The sequence below is a fragment of the Flavobacterium jumunjinense genome, assembly GCF_021650975.2.
In the GTDB taxonomy this organism is placed as follows: domain Bacteria; phylum Bacteroidota; class Bacteroidia; order Flavobacteriales; family Flavobacteriaceae; genus Flavobacterium; species Flavobacterium jumunjinense.
This window is the reverse complement of record NZ_CP091285.1, coordinates 1,739,981-1,764,224: the sequence shown is the minus strand read 5'-3', so window position 1 is coordinate 1,764,224 and position 24,244 is coordinate 1,739,981. Positions and strand designations below refer to the sequence as shown.

The following is a 24,244-nucleotide window of genomic DNA, read 5'->3' as shown; positions in this document are numbered from 1 at the left end:
TTATTTTTTAATTTTAGTAAATAAAGACCATACCATTGTTCCAATTGCAACAAGGAAAAGAAGATAAAACGCATTTAAACCAGCTCCAGATAATTTTGTAGTTGAACCAGAATATGTCATTCCGTTTGCTACAACTTCTCCGTCACTTGCAAAAACATATGATAATACTAATACTACCAAGAATAGTCCAACGCTTATTATTGTCTTTTTAAAATTTTCTTTATTCGAAACTAGATTTTTCAATACATATACCAACACTACACCAATACAAACTGCAAGTGCAAAATATGATAAATAAATCAAAAAACCAATCCAAATATTATCTACAGGCTCATCATTAGAGGCCATAACTCCAGATAAGAAAACAACACTTAAAATGGCAATGACAATGGCTGCAAATTTAGTTAACTTGTGTAATTTCATGACAATTGTCTATTTAAGGGTTATTATTTTTTATAGTCTGATAAGATGTCAATTAAACTAATTGATGCATCTTCCATATCGTTTACGATAGAATCGATTTTTGCAATAATGTAATTATAGAAAATCTGTAAAATAATTGCAACTACAAGTCCAAATACAGTTGTTAATAAGGCAACTTTAATACCTCCAGCAACTAAAGATGGCTCCATAGATCCTGCAGATTGAATTTGGTCAAACGCTTCAATCATACCAATTACAGTTCCCATGAATCCTAACATCGGTGCTAATGCAATGAATAAAGATATCCAAGAAACATTTTTCTCTAATTGTCCCATTTGAACTCCACCGTAAGCAACTACTGCTTTTTCCGCTGAATCAATACCATGAGAATGTCTGTCTAAACCTTGATAGAAAATCGATGCAACTGGTCCGGCTGTATTTCTACATACTTCTTTTGCTGCTTCAACTCCACCTGATTTTAATGCATCTTCTACATTAGAAATCAATTTTTTAGAGTTTGTTGTAGAAAGATTTAAATAAATAATTCTTTCAATAGCAATTGCTAATCCTAAAATCAAACAGATTAATACAATTCCCATAAAACCAGGACCACCCTCAATGAAACGTTGCTTCAGTTCTTGTGTAAAGGTCGCTTCTTGATCATCAGTAGTTACGTCGTCCATAACCACAGTGTCTTCTTCATCAGTTACAACTTCTTCTTGGACTTGTTCAACTACAGGAGCTTCTGTTTCTGTAGAGTCTTGAGCTTGAATGTTACCAAAAGTCATAAGCCCTGTGATTGCTAAAATAGAAAATAATCTTTTCATCGCTTTTGTTCTTAATTTTAATTAGTTAATTTGGTTAAAAGTATAAAATAATTTATGAAATTAAAAATATTTCTTTGCGGAGAGGAAGGGATTCGAACCCTCGATGCTCTTTTGAAGCATACATACTTTCCAGGCATGCTCCTTCGACCACTCGGACACCTCTCCATTGATAAATACCAATTTCAAGGGCGCTAAATAACGTAAAAATTCTCAGGAATAAAAATTTTAACACCTTTTTTTACGTTTATTCTCCTCTTAAACTTGTTTCAAAAATGGTTTTAAACACATTAAAAGCCACATTTTGCCCTAGCAAATACATTAATTTTGTAATTGCAGCTTCCGAAGTTATATCAAAACCAGATATAATTCCTAACTCTCTCAATTGCGTACTTGTCTCATATTGCCCCATAGCAACCGCTCCACCAGTACATTGCGTTACATTTACGACATGAATTCTCTTTTCAATTGCCTCTTTTAATTTAGCAACAAACCATTCTTCTGTTGGCGCATTTCCGGAACCATAAGTTTCTAAAATAATTCCTTTCAAACCTGAAATATTCACAACAGCATCAACAACTTTTTCATTAATTCCTGGGAAAACTTTCAATATAACAACGTTTTGATCAAAATTCTTGTTAATTTTTAAAACTTTATTCCCTGCTTTCTTCAACAAAACATCTTTATTCACTCTTAAGTGTACACCAGATTCTGCTAATTCAGGAAAATTTGGTGATGCAAATGCATTAAAATGTTCTGCACTTATCTTCGTTGTTCTATTTCCTCTGTATAATTTATATTCAAAATAAAGCCCTACTTCTTGAATTACTGCCTCTCCTTTTTCTTGTAAGGATGCAATTTGTATGGCTGTAATCAAATTCTCTTTAGCATCTGTTCTTAAATCACCAATTGGAAGTTGAGATCCAGTGAAAATAATTGGTTTTGTAAGGTTTTCAAACATAAAACTCAATGCTGAAGCACTGTATGACATTGTATCTGAACCATGCAAAACAACAAAACCATCAAATTTAGAGTAATTTTCTTCAACTATAACCGCTATTTGTTGCCAATATTTAACATTCATATTTGATGAATCTATTGGTTCTTCAAATGAAATAGTGTCAATTTCGCAATCTAAAAGCTTTAATTCTGGTATCTTATTCAACAATTTCTTGAAGTTAAAGGCTTTTAACGCTCCTGTTTCAGGATCCTTTATCATTCCTATTGTTCCACCAGTATAAATGAGTAATATTTGTACTTTATTCTGCATTTTGATACTTCATTTTATTCACAACTGGATTTGCATACATTGCCAAAAAACCTTCTCTTAATGTATCATTATCTGTATCAATTCTCATTTCGAATCTTCTTTGAAATAATTGCTTTTCATCTGAAGTATATAAGTGAGAAAATTGTTTCGTATTATTCAAAATATCGTAGGCAATAAAGTTCGTTGGCCATAATTTATAATGTTGCAAAATAGAATCATCAATAACATTTGCTAATGCTTGAATCTTCTTATTCGTATTATCATTATCTGCCTTAATTGCATCTAACTCTTTATCAATTACCGCTCCAACATGTATGTGAATCCTCTTTTTCTGACCAATAATTCCACTTAATAACGTTACAAAATCTTCGTTTTTATCTTTAATATAAACTTCATCTTTTGCATTCGCCAGTAATTGAGGCATTTTTAAAGCATCGGTTGGGTCGTACTCATAAGAAATAGAAACAGGAACTATTTTTAATTTTCTAAAATAATCTGTCACTTCTTTTTCTTCTGAAGCCATTCCTAGCATTTTCAACACACCTTGATGTGTTGCATCATTTCCATCTTTTGTTCTTCCTTCCCTTTGCGCAATCCAAACGGAACGATTTTCTTTGGATACCAAATGGCAAATATACTCTGACATTAGTTTTGAACTTTGGAGTAACTCTCTAGGTGTTAAACCACGTTGCACCAAAAAATTTCTATTTAATTTAGATAATTTTAAAACAAAATCTTTCTTTACAAGGTTATCTCCAATGGCAGATGCTGTCATTACCAAGCCGTGATCAAACAAAGAAACATTTAGCAAAGAAGTATCTAAAATAATATCTCTGTGATTTGAAATAAAAAGATAAGAAGTGTTTGGTTCTAACGTTTCAAAACCAGAAGTCGTTAGTCCATCTGAACTATTTTCTAATATTTTTTTTATTGATTGGTAAACAAAGTTTATCTGGAAATCTCTAATTGAATGAGTTTTGCTTAATTGGTCTTTCCAAACTTCTTCTTCAGTTTCTGGAAATGTAAAGTTCATCATTGCTTTCATCATAGGATGATTTAATGAAGAACACAAGGCTTCGTTAACCTCTGAATCATAAAATGGACGAATAGAGTCAAATTTCTGCATAGGGATTTTTAAAAAATCGGTACACAAAAGAACAAAAAAAAAAATAAATGGAAGTCAATTCTTCGTTAAATTCCAAAAATTGCTTTTGAATTCTCTGTTGTAACCTTAGCAATTTCAAACAATGGCAACTGATAAATTTCTGCTAATTTCTGAGCCACGAGCAAAGTATAGCTACTTTCATTTCGTTTTCCTCGATTTGGAACTGGTGCCAAATAAGGTGCATCCGTTTCAAGAACAATATGTTGCAAATCGATTTCATTAAGAAATTGATCTATTTTTCCATTTTTAAAAGTCGCAACACCACCAATACCCAACTTCATATTTAAATCTATTGCTCTTTTTGCTTGATTGAAATCTCCAGTAAAACAATGAAAAATCCCAAACAAATCGTCTGCCTTTTCATCTTCTAAAACCTCAAAAACTTCACCAAAAGCATCGCGACAATGTATATTAATTGCTAATTTATACTTTTTAGCCAATTGAATTTGATACTGAAAAGCATGTTGTTGTTCCTTTAAAAAAGTTTTATCCCAATACAAATCGATACCAATTTCACCAACAGCATAAAATTTATTTAAAGCTAACTCTTTTTCTACATGCGCCAATTCTTCTAAATAATTTTCTTTCACATAAGTTGGATGAAGTCCCATCATTAGAAAAATATTTGAAGGATATTGTTTTTCTAAATCATACATTTTCTTTGTTGAACTAGAATCTATTGAAGGAATAAAAAAACGAGAAACACCTGCATCTATAGCTCTTTGTATTGCTTCCTCTCTATCATTATCAAATTCTTCAGAATATAAATGGGTATGCGTATCAGTAAGTATCAATTTTCTTTTTTTTTGCAAATTTAATCTAAATCATTTAAAAGTGTTTGCGCTGTGTCAAATCTTTCGGAATTATCTGTAATTAATTTCAAATATTTGATAGATTCGTCATACTTTTTTTGCTTTAATGCCATTAGTCCTAAATACCAAATTGCATCTTCTTTAAAAATAGAATTACCCTCTTTAATCGCTAACAAAATCGCTTCTGATTTTTGATATTGTTCCGTTTCAATTAATGAAACTGCATAATATAGTCGTTCTTCAGTATCTAAGCTCTCAATATTATTCGCTTCAAACTCAATTATTGCCTGTTGAAAGTTTTTATCATTAAACGCTTTTTCAGCCAACTTTAAAGTTGTGTTTTCACTACTTCTTTCTGTTAAATGAATTTTTTGATGATTATTATACTCCTCGTATTTTGGAATACCACTCTGATTGAAAATCCAAAAAGAGACCACCACTACTATAGTTGCAGCTATTGCAAACCATTTAGAAGTGAGCGGAATTATTTTTGTTTTCTTTATTTTCTTTTCACTTACATTTGAAAAATACTTCTCTGACACTTGACTTAAATTCTCTTTAAAAAATTGAGTATCCTTAGAAAACTTAGTTTCCAAAAATAAATTTGCCTGCTTATACAATTCAAATTTTTCTCTAAGATCTATATCTTTTTGAAATTGTGTTTCTAGATTTTTTTTCTCTTCAAAACTCATTCTATTTTGAAGATAGTTATCAAAAACTATATAAATTCCCTCTTGCATTTTAAAAGTTTTTTAATGATTGATAGATTACTGATTCTTGAATCAACTCCGTAAGTTTACCTGTACAAAGTGATTTCTTTTTTCTTGCATAGGCATAGGAAACATTTAACTTTTTCGCAACTTCTTCCATTGTTTTAGTTACAAAACTTAGTTTTAATATCTCCTGACATTTTTCGCCTAATTTTTGAAACATCATTTCAAAAAGAACCTGTCTTTCATTAAATTGATCGGTTTGAAAAAGCATCTCTTCTAATGTTTCATCTTTAGATACATTTTCATCGGGTAATGTTACCTCTTTTTTTGAAGATTTTTTTAATTCGTTTAACCATCGTCTTTTACATAATAGAAAAAAATAAGCATCAAAAGGACAAGTCAACTTCAATCCATTTTGTTTGGCTTGATTATAAATCATAATTAAAACTTCCTGAATTACATCTTTCGCCTCTTCTTCATTTCCGCTATTCATTTTTATATAATGAATAACCTTAAATGAGAATTTATCATATATAGCATGAATAATCCTTGAATCGTTATTTAACAATCCCTCAATGTATATTTGATCTTGATGTACTTCTTCTTTATTCATTAAAATGGTATTAAAAAAGCTAAGATATAAACATTTTTAGATTATAGGGGTAACAAATCAATAGATGGATGTATATAACTATAGAACAAAAAAAATAAAAATTATGAAAAAGTTAAATTTATTAAACAACAGAACAGGAAGCAAAACGTCTTTATTCAAAACCTTATTGGTCTTCACATTATCAACATTTATTCTAACAAGCTGTGAAACTTCTGACGATAATGATTGCGACACTTGCAACATTCCAACCAATGCAGAATTTGCAGCGTTAAAAGAAGATGCTCTAGCAAGTATTACACAAGAATTTCAATTAAACACTACCAACGGAACAACCACTTTTACTTCTGCTAATGGTGTTGAAATAGACATTAACCCGAACTGTATCACTTTAAACGGAACGATTGTTTCTGGAGTTATTGATATTAAATACATTGAACTTTTTGATGCTGGGAAAATGTTAACTACAAACAAACCAACAATGGGGTTGCTTCCCAATGGTGACAAGTCAATGTTAATTTCTGGTGGCGAATTTTACATTAACGCTACACAAAACGGACAACAATTAGAGCTTACTTGTAGTATGAATTTAAGAATACCTTCTGACTTAACTGAAGAAGAAGCTGGAATGACTTTATGGAATGGAACATTTGATGCTAATGGTGATTTAGAATGGGCTGAAGAAATTGACCCTGTTGGCACACAAGGTGGCGTTTTTCTTGAACAAGGACCTGCTGGAAACGCACAATACTATGCTTTTTTCAATAATTTTGGATGGACAAATGTGGATAAGTTTTATAATTTCACAGGACCGAAGACACAAATTTTAGCAACAGTTCCTACTGGATATAACTATGGAAACAGTGCTGTATATTTACATTATGATGGTGAAGGAAATGCTTTAGCACACCTTGACACTTATGATGCGGCTACAGGTCAGTTTTCAGAACACTATGGACAAATTCCTATTGGTTTAAACTGTCATATTATATTCGCTACTGAAGAAAACGGACAATGGAGATATGCTATAAAACCTGTAACTATAACTGCAAATGAAATTTATAATTTCACACTTCCAGAAACAATTTTAGGTACCGAAGCACAATTAGTTGCCGCTATAAATGCTTTGCCATAATTAGATTACGTTAGTTTTTTGAAAAAGTGATGAGTCATTCATCGCTTTTTCTTATATTTAAAATCTATAAACCCATTAGTTATGTTCCAAAAATCAGTCACACTTCTATTTTTAGTCTTTTATTGTGTGCTTTTTTCTCAAACACATCTAGACAACAAAGACACCTTATCCAGAAAAGCGATTATACTTCCAAAACAAGATAAGAACACATTTATATTCAATTCGGAAACACCATTATTAAATCAAATTGCTGGTGCGCCAAAAGCTTATTACACTTATTTTTGGGAATTAGGAGATGGTAATTATAGTACAAAAAAAGACCCCAAGCATACCTATAAAAAACCTGGTGAATATGAAGTAAAACTTTGGGTAACTAATAATTATGACACTGGAAAAACGCCTACAACCAGACCTACAAAGGTTAAAACCAATGAAACAGCTGACATTTCTGAAAATGAAATTCAAATTATTAAAAATGATATTGACTTAAAGCGGAATAGAGAACCATTACCTGATGAAGATTTTATCATCGTTTTAACTTATAAAAACGAAAAAGACTATGTTACCAACGGTACTGTTTACTTTTATTACAATGAAAAAGAATTCAAAAATGACAACTTTGAACTATTAGAAATTAGCAACTATCATAACGAAACGATTAATGATCTGGGTAACGATTTGGTATTTAACCACGATCATGACGACAATTTTTCTACCTATGCTTCAACCAATAATACATTTACAACAACCTACAAATATCAAGACACTACAGAACGTAAAAACCTACCTTTATCTATAGAAGAAGCTAAACAAACATTTAAGAAAGGTAAAAAAATAACATTTAAAAACTTAAGTCCAAACGAGCAACGTAATATCTTCTTTAATCTAAAAACTACTCCAGAAATGATTAAAGATACTAGTGCCATCTTAAGAGTAAGAAGTATTTATGTTCCTGATGAAAACTATGAGAATCATAAAATAAAAGACATGGAAATGGAGATTGTTACTTCACATGACCCAAACAAAATGTCAACTAGCGGTTTATTCATTAATTATAGGTTAGTACGTTTTAAGCGAATTAAATTTAAAACTCGTTTTCAAAATGATGGTGAAGGTCCAGCACGAACCATACGTTTAGAAACAGATGTTCCTGATATGTTTGACAAATCTACATTACAAATTGAAAGCATGTATCCTGAATGTCCTATTTGTCCAAAAAACAAAGAAGTTCGCTATAGTTGCTTAGACACAATTGTAATGCAAAAACAAATCATTTTTACATTTAAAAATATTTATCTACCTGGAACACAACAAAAAAATGTTATGGAAAAAGATTCTACGAAAGGCTTTGTTAAATACAGTTTAAAATTCGGAGAAGATTTTCACAAAAAAACAACAAAAAGTAGAACTGTCATCATTTTCGATAAAAACGAACCCATTATAACCAATTATTCAAGAACACGATTTAATCCTGGTATTTCTATTGGAGCAAAAGCTGGATATAATTATTTTCCGAAATTAAACAATTCTAGAAGCTATTTTACGGGTTTCACAATTTCACCTTTCAAAGCTTATCGTTTTTATTGGCAAAGCGAGCTTTATGCAAACAAACATGATTTTGAAAGCGAAAATACTAATGTAATTTCTGATGCACCTGAAAATGTTGGTCCTTTTGATTTAAACAGTGGATTGGTTATTGACAATGCTTTTGTTAGAAGAGAAAATTTGGTTGAAAAATCTAGAACAATAATAGAAACCGTGCCTATTTCTTTAAGATACAATATCAATAATTATATAGGTATTGGATTTGGACCACAAATTACCACAATTATTTCCTCTAAGAAAACCAGCAAAAAAACAACTCGTTATTATGAACCCACACAATCTCCTACAAATCCTAACTTTGTTCCTGGTGAGGAATATGTTGAACTAACACAACGCGAAACACTCACTAATAATGAGAAAACGCAAATACAAACACAACTCTTTTTAGACACAACTTTTGGTTTTGCTCGAATTGGTCCAAGTGTAGGTATTCGTTATTATAAAAACTTTAAAACCGATTTTGATTCGTGGCAATTCTATGCAATTTGGAAATTTTAAATTCTTATTCCTTTTTTTATTTTTTTCTATCTCCAGTTTTTCACAAACTTTAGAAGATCAGATTTATAATGCTTTAGACACTTTTGTTGCTAATGCAAATACTATTTCATTAAAAGTTCTCAATCAAAAAGAAAAAGAATTTGCTACCCAAGTTTCTAATCAAGATGAAAAGTTAGCAATGGTAATTCTATATTGCAATAAAGGCTCTTTTGAAATGAAACAAAATCTTCAAAAAGAGGCTATAATCTCCTATGAAAAATCTTGGTCGTTATTTTCAAAAAACAAACTCTCAAACTACGATATAACCGAATATTGCTTAAAACCATTAGGCACTTTATATACAAAATCTGGGAATTATGCGCTTGCTGAAAACATCATTAAAAAATATATTTTCATAGCAGAAAAAGACAAAAATGAAGCAACAATTATTTCAGGATACATTAATTTGTCAATTGTTTACAAAACCATTAGCAACCATAAAACAGCCATTGACCTTCTTCAGAAAGCTAAAAAACTAGACGCTTCTTCTCTTCAGAACAAAAGAATTCAAGAAGAACTAACAGTAAACTTTATTGGTTTAAAAAAATACAATATTGCAAACGAATTACTTGAAAACAATAAAGAGCAAAATGATTTTCAGACCTTAAAAGCAAATGCATTTATAGCATTAAAACAAAATGATTTTAATTTGGCAGTAGATTATTTTGAAAAAGCAAAAAACATTCTTTTTCAAAAAAAAGAAATAGAAGCAAGAGAAATTGCAAAACTTTATATTGAAGAAGCCTCTATCTATACCTATAATAGAAACTCTAAAAAAGCATATTCTTGTCTGTCAAATGCATTACAAACATTATTACCCTTCAATATAAATACAGATTTACCAAACAAAAATGTTCTATATGCAGAAAATACTTTTTTAGATATTTTTGATGGATTCGCTCATCTTGAAAACAATACAGTCAAAAAAATGGCTTGGTATGATTTAAGTTTTTATGTGAATGAATTAATCTATGATAATTTAACTTCTCAAGAAACACAAATTCTACAACAAATTGAAAACAGGAAACGAACCGAAAAGTGTATAGATGCTTTGTGGGAATCCTACCAAAAAAACCATTCTACGACTACTTTAGAACTCGCTTATCAATATGCTGAAAAGAGCAAAAACACTGTTTTAAAAGACCGAAACAAACTAAAAACATTACTCGAACAGCATCCGAAAAACAAAGATTTACAACTCCAAAACAATCTACTTTCCAAGCAAGAGTCTTTAATTAATGAATACATTCGATTACAGATTACTAATGAAAACCCCAACCGAATTATTACGTTAAACAATGAACTGACAACTCTTACTTTTCAATTAAAAGAAGTAAACAATACAGTTCAAAAGTCGTTTAAGAGTAACGAAAAACAAATAGAAACTGCTTCATTGCTAAAGAAATTAGAATATGACAAGGCTCAAATGCTTTACTATTTTTGGGCAAAAGAACATTTTTACTATTTCTACTTTAATGCTAATACTCTTATTTGGAAAAGAATAAATTTGAACGAAACAACAACGACATTAATTCAAAACTATATTCATTTCTTTGATGATGCTAATGCAATTAATGAAGATGTTACTGCGTTTTCATCTACTGCTCACTCCTTGTTTCAACTTTTAGAAATAGATACTCTTGAAAAACACAAGAATCTTGTCATAGTTCCTGATGGATTATTTTACTTTCTATCTTTTGATGCGTTAACAACTAAAAATACAAACACGACAAACTTTAATAAAATTCCTTTTTTAATACATCAAAACAAAATTGTCTATCAAACGAATGCTGCTTTTTATATTGACAATCTTGTTCAGAAGAAAAACGATAAAATTGTTGGCTTTTTCCCTGTTTTTAAAGCTTCTAATGCTTACTTAGAATATTCTATAGAAGAGGCAAAAGCATTAAAGAAGAGCAATGCTGTTTTGTTCATGAATGAAGAAGCTAATCGTGATAACTTCAAACAAAACACGAGTCAATATTCTATTATTCATTTATCTACTCATGGAACGAGTGGTAATTTTTCTTCACCAGCTACTTTGGTTTTCTATGATGATGTGATGCTTGTAAATGAATTATATGGTTTAGAAAATTGCAATCCAGATTTAGTTATTTTGAGTGCTTGCGAATCTGGAATTGGAAAACTACAAAAAGGAGAAGGAACCATTAGTATTGCAAGAGCTTTTCAATATGCTGGAGCAAAAAATGTTCTGTTTAGTCTTTGGAAAATTAATGATTATGCAACAGCACAACTAATGACTAACTTTTATAGTAATTATTCAAAAAATCATTCTTTTTTTGAGTCAAACTATAATGCTAAAATAGATTATTTAAAAGATAGTTCTATTGCTAATGCTAAAAAATCTCCTTATTATTGGAGTGCATTTGTATATTATGGAAGTATTGACACTAATGCAACACATTATACTCATTATATTATACTTGGTTGTATTATACTTTTGCTTTTGTTTTTCTATGTTCGTCATATTTCACAAAGAAAACACAAAGTCCATTAAAGTTTAAAAGTAGCAAAAAAACGTTGCATATTTGTAGTAATAATGATAAATACTGAAAAATAAGTTCGGCATAAATGGAAGACTTACAAGATTTCTTAAAAGGAAAAAAATATAAAAAAATTAGATTTACAGTTCTAAAAACACAACATCTTTTAATTAAAGGAACGGTTAATGGAATTAAAGGAACTTTCATTCTAGACACAGGTGCTAGTAATAGCTGTGTAGGACTAGAAGGCATTGAAAAGTTTCAATTATTTGCAGAAAATTCTGAAACAAAAGCTGCAGGAGCAGGAGCTACTGGAATGGAGACACAATTATCTAAAAAAAACAATCTAAAACTAAGCCATTGGAAAACCAACGACTTCAATATTGTTATTTTCGATATGAGCCATGTGAATGAAGCTTTACAGTATTACAAAACAAAAGCTGTAGATGGTATTATTGGTGCTGATATTTTATTAACTGGAAAAGCCATTATTGATTATTCGAATCATTATTTGTATTTGAAATAAACAAAAAATCCTAAACTCAATATGAATTTAGGATTTTTTGTTTAAACCGGATAGGTTTTAAAAACCTACCTAGTTTCTACATTTATATTTACTAAAGCTCTAACGCTTTCTTAGGATTATTATCCATTAATAACTCCATTGGGTTTTCTAATGCTTCTTTAACTGCTACTAAGAAACCAACAGATTCACGACCATCGATAATTCTGTGGTCATAAGATAATGCTACATACATCATTGGGTGAATTTCAACCTTTCCATTTACAGCAATTGGACGCTCAATAATATTGTGCATTCCTAAAATTCCTGATTGAGGAGGATTAATAATTGGAGTAGACAACATACTTCCAAACACACCACCATTAGTAATTGTAAATGTACCACCTGTCATATCATCAACAGTAATTTGTCCGTCACGAGCTCTAAGTGCTAATCTTTTAATTTCAGCTTCTACACCTCTAAATGTTAAGTTTTCTGCATTACGAACTACAGGTACCATTAATCCTTTTGGTCCAGAAACCGCAATTGAAATATCAGCAAAATCATAAGCTATTTTATAATCACCATCCATCATTGAATTAACATCAGGATACAATTGTAAAGCTCTTGTTACTGCTTTTGTAAAGAAAGACATATATCCTAAACCAACACCATTGTGTTTAGCTTTGAATTCTTCTTTATATTGATTACGGATAATATTAATTGGTGTCATGTTAACTTCGTTAAAAGTCGTTAACATTGCTGTTTCGTTTTTAGCCGCTACTAAACGTTCTGCTACTTTTCTACGTAGCATTGACAATTTAGTTCTTTCAGAACCACGAGATCCTCCAGTTGGTGTTCCCATAGAAGGCACAGCATTCATTGCATCTTCTGTAGTTACTCTTCCACCTTTACCTGTTCCTACAATTGTAGATGGCTCAATGTTTTTTTCGTCTAATATTTTTCTAGCTGCCGGAGAAGGTGTTCCAGTTGCATACGTTGTTGCTTGAACAGGTGCTGCTTTTGGATCTTCAGTTTTCTTCTCTTCTACTTTAGTTTCTACTTTCGCAGGTGCTCCACCTTCAGGCTTTGCTGCTGCTGTATCAATATGACAAACTACTTGTCCTACTGCTACTGCATCTCCTTCTTCCGCTTTAAGTGAAATAATTCCACTTGCTTCCGCAGGCAATTCTAATGTTGCTTTGTCTGAATCTACCTCAGCTATAGCTTGATCTTTTTCAACATAATCACCATCTTGTACTAACCAAGTTGCAATTTCTACTTCTGTAATTGATTCCCCTGGAGAAGGAACTTTCATTTCTAAAATCATATCTTAATAATTTTGATCTTTTAGGACTATTTTATTTTGTGTTGTTTGGCTACTCTTTAAAGTAGTACTTTAATTTTATTGGAATAATGTTTTATCAAATATCATTGCAATAGCATTTTTTTGACGTTTTTTAGAACGTTCATAACTTCCTGCTGCTGGTGCACTATAAGCTTTTGGAGATGCTAATCTTAATTTAACAAGATCGAAATTCATCAACATAAAGCTATAAGCTCCCATGTTTTTAGGCTCTTCTTGTGCCCAAACATAATCATTAACATTTGGATAGCTTTCAATAATAGCTTTTATCTGTTCTATTGCTAAAGGAAACAATTGTTCTAAACGAACTACAGCAACATCGTTTCTTTCTAGTTCTTCGCGTTTCTTAATAATATCATAATATACCTTTCCTGTACAGAAAACTAACGTTTTAATTGCTTTTTTATCTGTTACTTTTGGATCGTCTATCACTTCTTGGAACTGACCATTTGCTAAATCCTCAACAGTAGAAACTGCATCTTCAAGACGCAATAACAATTTAGGTGTAAATACTATTAAAGGCTTTCTGAAGTTTGTCTTCATTTGTCTTCTCAACAAGTGAAAGAAATTCGCCGGTGTAGTACAGTCTGCAATATACATATTGTGCTTAGCACACATTTGTAAATAACGTTCCATACGAGCTGATGAATGCTCTGCTCCTTGGTTTTCATAACCATGAGGCAATAACATTACTAATCCGTTTTGGTTATTCCATTTGTCTTCACCAGCAGAAATATACTGATCAATCATAATTTGAGCTCCATTTGAAAAATCTCCAAATTGTGCTTCCCAAATTGTTAATGTTTTTGGAGATGCCAAGGCATAACCATATTCGAAACCTACAACTCCATATTCTGATAGATGAGAATTGTAAATACTAAAATTACCTTTTTTATCTTTAATATCGTTTAGCAATACTAGTTCTTCTTCTGAAGATTCAACTTTAACAACCGCATGACGATGAGAGAATGTACCACGCTCTACATCTTGTCCAGAGATACGAATATCATATCCTTCTGTCATTAATGTTCCATATGCTAAAAGCTCACCCATCTCCCAATACAACTCATTGTTTTTGAAATACATGTCTTTCCTAGCATTGATAATTTTAGAAATTTTGCTAATAAATTTTTTATCCGAAGGTAATTCCGTTATCGTTTTAGCAATTTCTGTTAATTTATCTTTATCGAAAGTAGTATCTACTTTTTTCAACATTACATCATCAGAAACTTGTTGAAAACCAGTCCATTCATTTTGCATAAATGGAGTAATTACTGTCAAGTCTTTTTTACGAGACTCTTCTAAGTTTTCATCTAATTCTGATTTGTATTTTTCTTCTAATTCTTTTACGTAACCTGCATCAATAACTCCTGCCTCTTTTAATTTTTCAGCATAGATATCTCTTGCATTTTTATGTTTCGCAATTGCTTTGTATAAAATTGGTTGTGTAAATTTAGGTTCATCACCTTCATTATGTCCATATTTTCTATATCCTAATAGGTCAATAAAAACGTCACTTCCAAATTCCATTCTATAATCTAAGGCAAACATCATAGCATGAACTACTGCTTCTGCATCGTCTGCATTAACATGTAGTACTGGTGACAATGTTACTTTTGCAATATCTGTACAATAGGTAGAAGAACGAGCATCTAGGTAATTTGTTGTAAAACCAACTTGATTGTTAATTACTAAATGTATTGTACCTCCTGTTTTATATCCGTCCAACTTAGCCATTTGTATAATCTCATATACAATACCTTGTCCTGCAATTGCTGCATCTCCATGAACAGCGATTGGCAATACTTTAGAGAAATCGTTTGGATAACTTTTATCTTGTTTTGCTCTTGTAATACCTTCAATTACAGCTCCAACTGTTTCTAAGTGTGATGGATTTGGTGCTAAATTTAGGTTTATTTTTTTTCCTGAACTTGTTGTTCTATCTGATGTTAATCCTAAGTGATATTTAACATCACCATCAAAATACATATCATCATCATAATCTTTTCCATCAAACTCTGAGAATATATTTTGAGTATTCTTACCAAATATGTTTGCTAACACATTTAATCTTCCTCTATGGGCCATTCCCATAACAAATTGCTCTACTCCTCTTTCAGCAGCACCTTCAATCAATGCATCTAAAGCGGGAATTGCAGATTCGCATCCTTCTAATGAGAAACGTTTTTGCCCTACATATTTTGTATGTAGGAATGTTTCAAAAGAAACAGCTTCGTTCAACTTTTTAAGAATGTTTTTCTTTTTGTCTGCAGAAAATTGAGGTTGATTATCATTAATATCTAGCCTGTTTTTAATCCACTCTTGAACTTTTGGATTACGAATATACATATATTCTATACCTATTGCCGAACAGTAAACACTTTCTAAGTGCTTAATGATGTCTGCTAAAGAGCTTGGTTGCATATTCACAATCTTTGCAGCATCGAACACGGTAGCTAAATCAGACTGTGACAATCCGAAATTTTCTAATGCTAATGTTGGAGAATATGTTCTTCGCTCTCTAACTGGATTTGTTTTTGTAAACAAATGTCCGCGAGTTCTATATCCTTCAATTAACTTTAGAACGCTAAATTCTTTTTGAAGTTTTTCAGAATTGTCTCCAACAGTTGCTCCTCCGTTTGCCATAGCAGATAATTGATCTGTAGGGCTTGCGAATTCGCTTGCAAAGTCAAAACCTTGGAAAAAACTTCTCCAACTTGGTTCTACCGTATCAGGGTTTTGTAAATATTGATCGTATAAATCTGCAAAAAAAGCAGTGTGTGCAGCATTTAAAAAGGAAAACCTATCCATATATCTTGTCTATAATGACGATTTGGTTAAAAATATTACGCAAAAATAAAACATTTGTGATAATCTTTTAAAGAAATTTGTACTTTTATAACATAATTTTTTTAGAATCTGACTTATGGAAAAGAATCCGACCATTTATTTAACAAAATTTCTCGTATTCACACTTTTAATAACATATAGTTTAAAAGTTAACGCGCAAGATTATGAAGAAGTTAGTACAAAAAACCCTTTTTGGGAAAAAGTTCAAATTGGTGGCGGTTTAGGGCTAGGTTTCGGTAGTAATTTCACCAATATTACGGTGGCTCCAAGTGCCATTTATAACATTAACGAATATGTTTCTGCTGGTGTAGGATTACAATATAGTTATGTTAATCAGAAAGGTTTTTATAAATCTAATATCTACGGAGGAAGTCTTATTGCTTTAGTTAATCCGATACAACAAATTCAAGTTTCTGTAGAATTAGAACAACTAAGAGTAAATACCTCTTTCAACTCTACTTTTGGTGGAGTTACTGATAATTTTTGGAATACTGCTTTGTTTTTAGGAGCTGGATATAGAACAAACAATGTAACTATTGGAATTCGATATAATGTTCTATATAAAGAAAACCAAGGTGTTTATGCTGATCCTTTTATCCCTTTTATCAGAGTCTATTTTTAGAATTCATTTTTACCATGAAAAAGTTTATATTTTTTTCTATTTTGTTTAGTGCTTTTGGCTTTTCTCAATCGAAAGACCCGAAAATAGTATTGCCCGATTTGAATACTATTTCTATTAACGAGCCATTCACTTTTGAAGTTCTCAATTTCTTCAATTCTAAAAGCAAGCCCCTTTTTTTATCTATATATGATAGCAACTTAGACATTCAATCGAATTATCTAAAAACAAAAAATAATTATTCTTTAAGCTATATCAATCATAATTTAAATACAAACAAAATAGACTCACTAAATCCTAGTGGCGCAAACGATATGGGGGCCGCTTTAATTTTTGGAGCAGTTAATTATATTTTGAAATCTGACATTACTTTCCAATTCAAATAGTACATCTTTACTTTGTATTTCAGCACTAAAGGTTTAATATTTATTCCTAAACCATACTTTTTGCCATTCTCTTTTTAAGATGAGAAAAGTTACTTGTTCCGATAATTGTATTATATCTGATCCGTCTAGTTTCTTTATTTCTTCTTCTGAAACATCGATGATGTAAAGCAAGTTAAGGTATTCCGCAAACTTATAATTAATGAGTTTTATTATTTTTTCATGTACTAGCTCCTTGAACTGAAACGGAAAAATATCTAATGGGATATCTATTGCTTCATTTGCTAAAGCAAAGTCTTTATTGGTTTGTTCGATGAGTTTAAAATACAGATGATCTTCTTCTGCTTGGTTTATTAAATCCTCTATACTTACTGGAGATTCATACATTTTCAATTCAATTTTATAATGATAATGTTGAAATTACACACTTCTATTCATCAATTTTTCTCCAAACATTCTTAATATCAATTTTTTATCTTCTGAAATACTCATTATTTTTAATGTTTCAAAAGCTTTCATTGTGTATTCCTTTATTGCGTCTTGCGTTGCCTTTGATGCTCCAGAGGAATTAAAAATTGTTTTTACCGATGCTATTTTATCTGTATTATCATTGGGTTGTATCGAAAACAAATGTTGTAATTGTTCTTCTTCGTCTTTATTACTAAACTCTAAAGCTTTCAAATAGAGATAGGTTTTTTTATTTTCAATAATATCTCCTCCTACTTGCTTCCCAAATGTCTTTGGGTCACCGAAAGCATCTAAATAATCGTCTTGCAATTGAAACGCAATTCCTAAATTTAAACCAAAATCATAAATTAAATTTGCATTTTCTTCGGAAGTTTCGGCTACTATTGCTCCCATTTTCATTGCTGCTCCAACCAATACAGCTGTTTTATATTCTATCATTTTTAGATACTCAGGAATCGTAACGTCGTCTCGTGTTTCGAAATCAACATCGTACTGCTGCCCTTCACAAACTTCTAACGCTGTCTTACTAAAGAGCTTCGCTAGTTCTTGAAATATATGTGGTTGGTAGTTTTCAAAAAATTGATACGCCAAAATAAGCATTGCATCACCTGAAAGAATTCCTGTATTTAAATCCCATTTTTCATGAACCGTTTGATTTCCTCTTCGCAGTGGAGCATCGTCCATAATATCATCGTGAATTAATGAGAAATTATGAAAAACCTCAATCGCTGTAGCTGCATGAAGCGCTTTTTCATAGGAAACATCGAAAATTTCACTTGTCATTAATGTTAATACAGGACGCATTCGTTTTCCTCCTAGTGAGAGAATGTACTGAATAGGTTCGTATAGATTTTTGGGTTCTTTTACTGTTTGTAACTCTTCAAAATGAGTTTTAATTATTTCTTGATATTGACTTATTGCATGCATTTCTTACGAGTAATAGCTTTATGCAAAAGTAAGTTTTTTATTTATAACCTGTATTCAATTGATAAAGTTTCCTTTTGAAAGTTGTTTTCTGTTTTCATCATTCTTTAGCAGAGGTTTCAATAACGTTTCTATTCTATCTTTACTTACTCAATATCACTTGCTTTTCTTTTATAGAAAAAACTACCCTAAGCAATTTGATTTTACTACAAATGCTATTTTACTAGAATAGACAATTCTAACAAATTTCTGGACTAAGAAGGAATCTCTATTCTGTGATTATTTTATTGTATATTATTTTATTATCACGTTCTTGTGATTGTTTTTTTAGAAATAAATTTATTATCACAAAAATGTGATTGTTTTTTCAGTTAAAATAAAAAAATCACAATTTATTTTGGAGCCCTATAAACAAACAAGATTTAAAATAAGAATTACAAATTGATGATCCAATAAAATAAGTTTATATATTATTGAAAATTTTATTTATTAATTTTAGACATTTAAACCAACACCTACCAATCTTTATCAAATACCGATAGAAATGGAAACTATAACTCCTAAAATCAAACAAATCACTTCTAACGAAACCATAGCAATTCGGCACAAAGTAATGTGGCCCAATATGTCTTTAGAGTATGTTAAATTACCAAATGATGAAAGCGCAAGGCATTTTGGTTTATTTGTAAATGGAGAAATAATATCCATAATATCCTTGTTTAAAGAGAAAAATGAAATTCAATTTAGAAAGTTTGCGACATTAATTGAATTTCAAGGATTAGGATATGGAACAATTCTATTAAAAAACATAATCGATTTAATAAAAAAAGAAGGCATTACAAAACTTTGGTGTAATGCTCGAATTGAAAAATCGAAATTCTATGAAAAATTTAACTTAAAGCTTGCATCTGAAAAATTCAAAAAAGATGGAATCGACTATGTCGTTATGGAACAACAGTTTAACAATTAGCCAACAAATTCTATTAAGCGCTTCAATACAAAAAACTAAAAATTCTTCTGAACAGAATTCAAATAATAATAACGTGTATCGCTTTACTTTCAAAAAATCAGTTAGGATTTTTAAAGTTTATTTATATTTGTTTTATAATAAAACTCCAACAACAATCCTTCAAACATGAATATAACAAACGGTAAATTCCAAATTTTATATTTAGCTATTATGATAATTATAGCTGCCCTTTTTTGGAATACTTTTTTCATTTATCCTATTAAATTGTTTGTGGTCATGCTACATGAAATGAGTCACGGCTTAATGGCGGTACTATTTGGCGGTACAATACTACAAATACAGATTGACCCACAAATAGGTGGCTATTGTCAATACACAATGGAATCCAGTTTTTGGGGTAGCTTTATGACAGCTAGCGCTGGCTATTTAGGAAGTTTATTCTGGGGAACGTTGATTTTGGTTTTAGCTGTTAAATCAAAAAAAGATAAAAATATTTCATTAGTAATTGGACTTGTATTGTTATGGCTTTCCTATTTTGTTTTGAAATCTGGTGAATTGTTTGGAACAATTATGACTGCTGGATTAGGAGTTTTTATGTTGATTGCTTTTAAATATTTTAGTCCAGTATTTCATGACTCATGGTTAAAATTCTTAGGTATAACTTCTTGTTTTTATGTTATATTAGATATTAAAGATGATTTAATTGATAGAACTAATATTGGTAGTGATGCAGATCAAATTGCAGAACTTACTGGTTTTTCTAGCCAACTAATAGGTGTAACTTGGATCTTAATTGCAGTATTTACTTTGTTTGTTGCACTTAGATATATTTACAGACATCCAGGTGAACGGTTTAATTAGCCTTTTTGGTGTGTTTTTTTTCTTTCCTAATTTTATAAGTACAAGCAATTATACTCATTCATTTCAAATTACAAATTTTCTACGGACATAATCTGTAATAAACAGGTTTTCTATCCAACTTGATTACATTGAAATACTGAAAAAAAAATGTAACAAAAATGAAAATTTAATAACTAATAGAAATGAAAAAAATACTACTTATTTTACTAATCGCTTTTGGGTCTTCTGCACCTGTTTTTAGTCAAGAACCACCACTTAGTCCTTCGAATAATCCAGCTAACTCGAAACTTCTGAAACCAGAAACCTCAGAAATGAATTGGTTTATGATAAAAGATTCTGTAAAAGTTCAAATTGGAAAACTACAAACTCAAATTGAGAAAAAGAAAAATCAGATATTCATTATTACAACAGTAGAAATGAAACAATCTTCTACAAAATGGATTGATAGCACTATTGTTGAAACGCAAAATTTTAAACCTATTTACCATTCATCATATAATCAACAAAGAGATATGGTATTAAAATTTGGAAAAAAAATTACGGGTTATTATTTAGATAAACAAACAAAAAATAAGACCCTAATCTCTGAAGAAGTTCACAAATCTTTTTTTGATAGTAATTTTTACCCTCAATTAATACGATTACTACCTTTAGAGGATAATTATTCCACTACTATTTCAATTTTTGATTATAATCCTACTGCTAAAATTGACGTTATTACTGCAACTATTAGAAATACGAAAGAAGTAACTATTGATTTTAATGGGCAAAAAAAATCCGTTTGGAAAGTTGAAACTACTGATGATATCTCAAATAATTCTACTCTAAACACTTATTATATTGAAGTTTCTACAAGAAAAGTACTTAAACAAGAAATTGATTTTGGTGGTAGAAAAATATTAATGGAACTAACGGAATAAATTAAGTCAATAATATAAATGAGCTATAATATATGAATGAAAATTTCATCTTACTCTTCTAAACTAAATATCATCATTCTGCCTTCCATAATATAAAAAGTTTAATTTATATTTGATATGATTATGGCTCGTTTTTTACTTGTCATTTCTAAGTCAAATTAAACCATTCATAAACGTTATACAATGAGCTCCGAAAAATGGAATACATTATTAAACAACACAAATAGACTTACTACTCCTGCAATGCAAAAAGAAATTCTTAGCGCAGAAGAATGTGAGTTGTTTTTAGATTTAATTGCAAAAAGTACGCAGCAATTTGCCAAAGAAAAAAAACCTTACAATGGCTTAAAAGTTTTCACAAAAGGTGTACAAGATGTTTCTCAGAACGAACCCTTTATAGAAAACCCTCCTCAAGATAATGAATCGCTAAAAGAATGGTCTACACGTTCATTTAAAGGAGAACCATTTGGTTTTATTATGAACTTTCTTGAAAATTACAACAACACTATTGTTGAAGAAATGGCAAAGAAAGTAGCACCTCTTATTGCTGAACTTGGCTATCCTTTTGCAGGCCTATCAATGCTGTATTTTATGGGCGATTATGGTTATACTCCGTTTGGAGTTCATAGAGGAAGTGCTGGTGAAGATGGTGTTTTATTTCACCTAGGGCCAGCTACTAAAACTTTTTATATATGGGAAACAGATGAGTATAATCGATTAACCAATCATGCTACTTCCTATAAGAATGTTGAAGAAATTTTACATGCTGCAACTGCCTACATTCTAGAGCCTGGAGATGCCATTTCTTTTCCCGATGACATGTATCATGTAGCAAATACTGAGGAGTTTTCTGTTAGTTTAGTACTCGATTACAGGAGAGCATCTCAAGGAAAAGTAAAAGAACTAATAATCAACGAACTATTACAAGTAAATCCAGACAACGATACTTTACTGAATCATATTCCTCCTTCTGAATTATTACAAACCTTAAATTTTCAAAACGAAAGTGAACAAGCTGTTAAAAGATTAATGTCGCGTCTTAAGAGTAATGGAGGCTTCATGAAACCTTCTATTTTAAGCTATTCAAATCTAGATTTGCAAGGAACATATCAGTTAAAAAAGCCTTTTTCTCTTGAATTACTTCCTTTAAAAAAGCAGCAATCAACTGTATTCGCAAGAGGACATGAGATAATTATTGAAAACAACAAAGAACTTTTAGATTTTATTAATCTTATAAACACTGGTGCTCCTATAAACCTAGCAACCTTAAATATTGGACTACAACCAGAAACTCTTGGATTTGATCTATTTCAATTTTTAATGAAAGTAGATGAAACGGAAATACTTAGAAAGCTTTAATTACATTGAGAGAAATAAAAAACTTAAAATATTCAATTACTACTAAAAATGAATTTAAAGGAATTCCTTTTTTTAGAAGATTAACAAAAGTTCGTTTCTTAGAATCAGGAAATATTATTGCAGAATTTAAAAAATCTAAAAACAACTATTTAATTCTATTTGATGACTCAGAAAAAATTGAAATTTCCTTTAAAAATACTATTAATTCTGAATTTAAAATTCATGAATTATCAACCAATACTATTTGGCAATTTAGTAACTCGAACACAAATTTTTCTTTTTTTAAAAACGAACCTGTTTTTCTAAAAGATGCTAATTCTACACAAATTAAAATTAAAACCAAGTACGATAGACAACTTTTTTATCATGAAGACAAGTTGATTGGACTAATCGAAAACAAATATTTCATCTTCAAAAATGGAGAATTCAGAATTACTATTTTTAATGAAACCTATAGAAACATTTTAATTGCCGCTTGCTGTATAACTTTAATAGATTATCATATCTTGAAAACTCATGAAATCTAAAAGTAGAAAAAACTAAAAATCAAAACCAGTTTCCATTATAAACATCCAATTAACCTCATTTAAACCATTTTAAATGAGGTTTTTTTTATAGAATACTATTTCTTTAAAAAAAGAAATCAAACCACTAATAACCAACGTCTTAAATATTAAAAAAACTTTTTAAATGCGTTCCAACCTATCATAATAAAGCATCTAAACTTAAAACAATGTTAATTTTTAGAAAATACATTGGAAACTATTTTTGTATTCAAAGTTTCCTTTATACATTTGCACCCGAATTAATTTAATAACCACAATACACTTGAAAGAGAAAATAATTATAAAAGCAACCGAAATGTTCTTTAAGTTGGGGTTTAAAAGTGTTACAATGGATGACATTTCGGCTAAGCTCGGAATATCTAAAAAGACACTCTACAAATACTTTTCAAACAAAGAAGAATTAATAGAAGCAGGATGCGATTATATTCATGTTATTATTCATAAAAAATTTGAAGATATTATTCAATTAGGAAAGAATGCTATCGAAGAAAATTTCATCGTTAGAGAAATGTTTGACGAAATGTTTAAAACCGATGGAGATGCTCCATTGTATCAGTTAAAAAAACATTATCCATTTATCTATGATAAAATTAGAGAAAGAGAATCACACCAATGCAAGAGTTTCTTTCATCAAAATTTAGAAAAAGGAATTAAGCAAGGCTTATACTGTAAAGAAATTAATATTGAACAAACCGTATTGTTTTATTACTTACTAATTTTTGGAATAAACGAACATTATGAATCTGAAAAGGAAGTAAATAAAAACGAATTAGGTGCGTTAAAATACCATACAAAATCTATTGCAACTGCAGAAGGTTTAAAAGAATTAGAATACCAATTATCTAAATTAAATTAATA

The 24,244-nt window shown here is 30.3% G+C and carries 23 protein-coding genes and 1 tRNA gene; 12 read left to right on the top strand and 12 right to left on the bottom strand.

The genetic code is table 11. The annotated features are described in order from the left end of the window. From L2Z92_RS07875 to L2Z92_RS07840, 8 genes are all read right to left on the bottom strand, one after another. Positions 1–423, bottom strand: coding sequence for a hypothetical protein (locus L2Z92_RS07875; RefSeq protein WP_236458277.1), 423 nt, complete (start codon positions 421–423; stop codon positions 1–3). Positions 424–446: 23 nt separating this feature from the next. Continuing rightward, complete coding sequence (locus tag L2Z92_RS07870) at positions 447–1,250, bottom strand: MotA/TolQ/ExbB proton channel family protein (RefSeq protein WP_236458276.1); 804 nt, start codon at positions 1,248–1,250, stop codon at positions 447–449. A gap of 77 nt (positions 1,251–1,327) precedes the next feature. Continuing rightward, a tRNA-Ser gene (locus L2Z92_RS07865) sits at positions 1,328–1,415 on the bottom strand. Between the two features lie 79 nt (positions 1,416–1,494). After that, a complete protein-coding gene (locus L2Z92_RS07860; protein ID WP_236458275.1) occupies positions 1,495–2,517 on the bottom strand; it encodes an asparaginase in 1,023 nt (340 codons plus the stop codon). Next, the gene (locus L2Z92_RS07855) at positions 2,507–3,643 is read right to left on the bottom strand and encodes a 1-acyl-sn-glycerol-3-phosphate acyltransferase (RefSeq protein WP_236458274.1); all 1,137 of its coding nucleotides are present in this window, start codon (positions 3,641–3,643) and stop codon (positions 2,507–2,509) included. Before L2Z92_RS07855 ends, L2Z92_RS07860 begins: the two co-directional genes overlap by 11 nt. A 65-nt stretch (positions 3,644–3,708) precedes the next feature. Continuing rightward, entirely contained in the window at positions 3,709–4,476 is a 768-nt protein-coding gene (locus L2Z92_RS07850) for a TatD family hydrolase (protein WP_236458273.1), read from the bottom strand. Positions 4,477–4,496: 20 nt separating this feature from the next. After that, positions 4,497–5,234, bottom strand: coding sequence for a tetratricopeptide repeat protein (locus tag L2Z92_RS07845; RefSeq protein WP_236458272.1), 738 nt, complete (start codon positions 5,232–5,234; stop codon positions 4,497–4,499). A gap of 1 nt (position 5,235) precedes the next feature. Then, on the bottom strand, positions 5,236–5,820 hold the full coding sequence (locus L2Z92_RS07840) for an RNA polymerase sigma factor (RefSeq protein WP_236458271.1): 585 nt from the start codon (positions 5,818–5,820) through the stop codon (positions 5,236–5,238). A 103-nt stretch (positions 5,821–5,923) separates the two neighbouring features. On the opposite strand from L2Z92_RS07840, the gene L2Z92_RS07835 reads away from it, so the two are divergent. The 4 genes from L2Z92_RS07835 to L2Z92_RS07820 all read left to right on the top strand — a co-directional run bounded on the left by L2Z92_RS07835 (position 5,924) and on the right by L2Z92_RS07820 (position 12,124). Then, on the top strand, positions 5,924–6,952 hold the full coding sequence (locus L2Z92_RS07835; RefSeq protein WP_236458270.1) for a P-loop NTPase family protein: 1,029 nt from the start codon (positions 5,924–5,926) through the stop codon (positions 6,950–6,952). 81 nt (positions 6,953–7,033) lie between these two features. Then, the gene (locus tag L2Z92_RS07830; protein WP_236458269.1) at positions 7,034–9,055 is read left to right on the top strand and encodes a PKD domain-containing protein; all 2,022 of its coding nucleotides are present in this window, start codon (positions 7,034–7,036) and stop codon (positions 9,053–9,055) included. Further along, positions 9,018–11,612, top strand: a complete 2,595-nt coding sequence (locus tag L2Z92_RS07825) for a CHAT domain-containing protein (protein WP_236458268.1) — start codon at positions 9,018–9,020, stop codon at positions 11,610–11,612. The genes L2Z92_RS07830 and L2Z92_RS07825 overlap by 38 nt, the downstream gene beginning before the upstream one ends. Before the next feature lie 74 nt (positions 11,613–11,686). Further along, entirely contained in the window at positions 11,687–12,124 is a 438-nt protein-coding gene (locus tag L2Z92_RS07820; protein WP_236458267.1) for a retropepsin-like aspartic protease, read from the top strand. Positions 12,125–12,215: 91 nt separating this feature from the next. On the opposite strand, the gene odhB is transcribed toward L2Z92_RS07820, so the two are convergent. Together odhB and L2Z92_RS07810 are read right to left on the bottom strand one after the other, a co-directional pair. Then, positions 12,216–13,430 carry a 2-oxoglutarate dehydrogenase complex dihydrolipoyllysine-residue succinyltransferase gene (odhB, locus tag L2Z92_RS07815; RefSeq protein WP_236458266.1) on the bottom strand — a complete coding sequence of 405 codons (1,215 nt, stop codon included), beginning with the start codon at positions 13,428–13,430 and terminating at the stop codon, positions 12,216–12,218. 75 nt (positions 13,431–13,505) lie between these two features. Next, positions 13,506–16,277, bottom strand: a complete 2,772-nt coding sequence (locus L2Z92_RS07810) for a 2-oxoglutarate dehydrogenase E1 component (protein ID WP_236458265.1) — start codon at positions 16,275–16,277, stop codon at positions 13,506–13,508. Positions 16,278–16,392: 115 nt separating this feature from the next. Between L2Z92_RS07810 and L2Z92_RS07805 the strand changes: the two genes are divergently transcribed. Both L2Z92_RS07805 and L2Z92_RS07800 read left to right on the top strand, forming a co-directional pair. After that, positions 16,393–16,938: a hypothetical protein gene (locus L2Z92_RS07805; protein WP_236458264.1), complete on the top strand. Its 546-nt coding sequence runs from the start codon at positions 16,393–16,395 to the stop codon at positions 16,936–16,938. Between the two features lie 14 nt (positions 16,939–16,952). Beyond that, entirely contained in the window at positions 16,953–17,321 is a 369-nt protein-coding gene (locus tag L2Z92_RS07800; protein ID WP_236458263.1) for a hypothetical protein, read from the top strand. Between the two features lie 33 nt (positions 17,322–17,354). Here L2Z92_RS07800 and L2Z92_RS07795 read toward each other — a convergent pair whose 3' ends face one another. Together L2Z92_RS07795 and L2Z92_RS07790 are read right to left on the bottom strand one after the other, a co-directional pair. Further along, positions 17,355–17,705, bottom strand: a complete 351-nt coding sequence (locus tag L2Z92_RS07795; RefSeq protein ID WP_236458262.1) for a hypothetical protein — start codon at positions 17,703–17,705, stop codon at positions 17,355–17,357. Between the two features lie 33 nt (positions 17,706–17,738). After that, positions 17,739–18,713: a polyprenyl synthetase family protein gene (locus L2Z92_RS07790; RefSeq protein WP_236458261.1), complete on the bottom strand. Its 975-nt coding sequence runs from the start codon at positions 18,711–18,713 to the stop codon at positions 17,739–17,741. A gap of 541 nt (positions 18,714–19,254) precedes the next feature. Here L2Z92_RS07790 and L2Z92_RS07785 point away from each other — a divergent pair. From L2Z92_RS07785 to L2Z92_RS07760, 6 genes are all read left to right on the top strand, one after another. Beyond that, complete coding sequence (locus L2Z92_RS07785; protein WP_236458260.1) at positions 19,255–19,680, top strand: GNAT family N-acetyltransferase; 426 nt, start codon at positions 19,255–19,257, stop codon at positions 19,678–19,680. A 165-nt stretch (positions 19,681–19,845) separates the two neighbouring features. Beyond that, the gene (locus tag L2Z92_RS07780) at positions 19,846–20,541 is read left to right on the top strand and encodes a M50 family metallopeptidase (protein WP_236458259.1); all 696 of its coding nucleotides are present in this window, start codon (positions 19,846–19,848) and stop codon (positions 20,539–20,541) included. 182 nt (positions 20,542–20,723) lie between these two features. Continuing rightward, positions 20,724–21,461 (top strand): DUF3108 domain-containing protein, encoded by a 738-nt coding sequence (locus L2Z92_RS07775; RefSeq protein WP_236458258.1) that lies wholly within the window; start codon positions 20,724–20,726, stop codon positions 21,459–21,461. Positions 21,462–21,644: 183 nt separating this feature from the next. Beyond that, positions 21,645–22,820: a cupin domain-containing protein gene (locus L2Z92_RS07770; RefSeq protein WP_236458257.1), complete on the top strand. Its 1,176-nt coding sequence runs from the start codon at positions 21,645–21,647 to the stop codon at positions 22,818–22,820. 5 nt (positions 22,821–22,825) lie between these two features. Beyond that, complete coding sequence (locus tag L2Z92_RS07765) at positions 22,826–23,347, top strand: hypothetical protein (protein ID WP_236458256.1); 522 nt, start codon at positions 22,826–22,828, stop codon at positions 23,345–23,347. 301 nt (positions 23,348–23,648) lie between these two features. Beyond that, positions 23,649–24,242: a TetR/AcrR family transcriptional regulator gene (locus L2Z92_RS07760; RefSeq protein WP_236458255.1), complete on the top strand. Its 594-nt coding sequence runs from the start codon at positions 23,649–23,651 to the stop codon at positions 24,240–24,242. Positions 24,243–24,244: the final 2 nt, after the last annotated feature.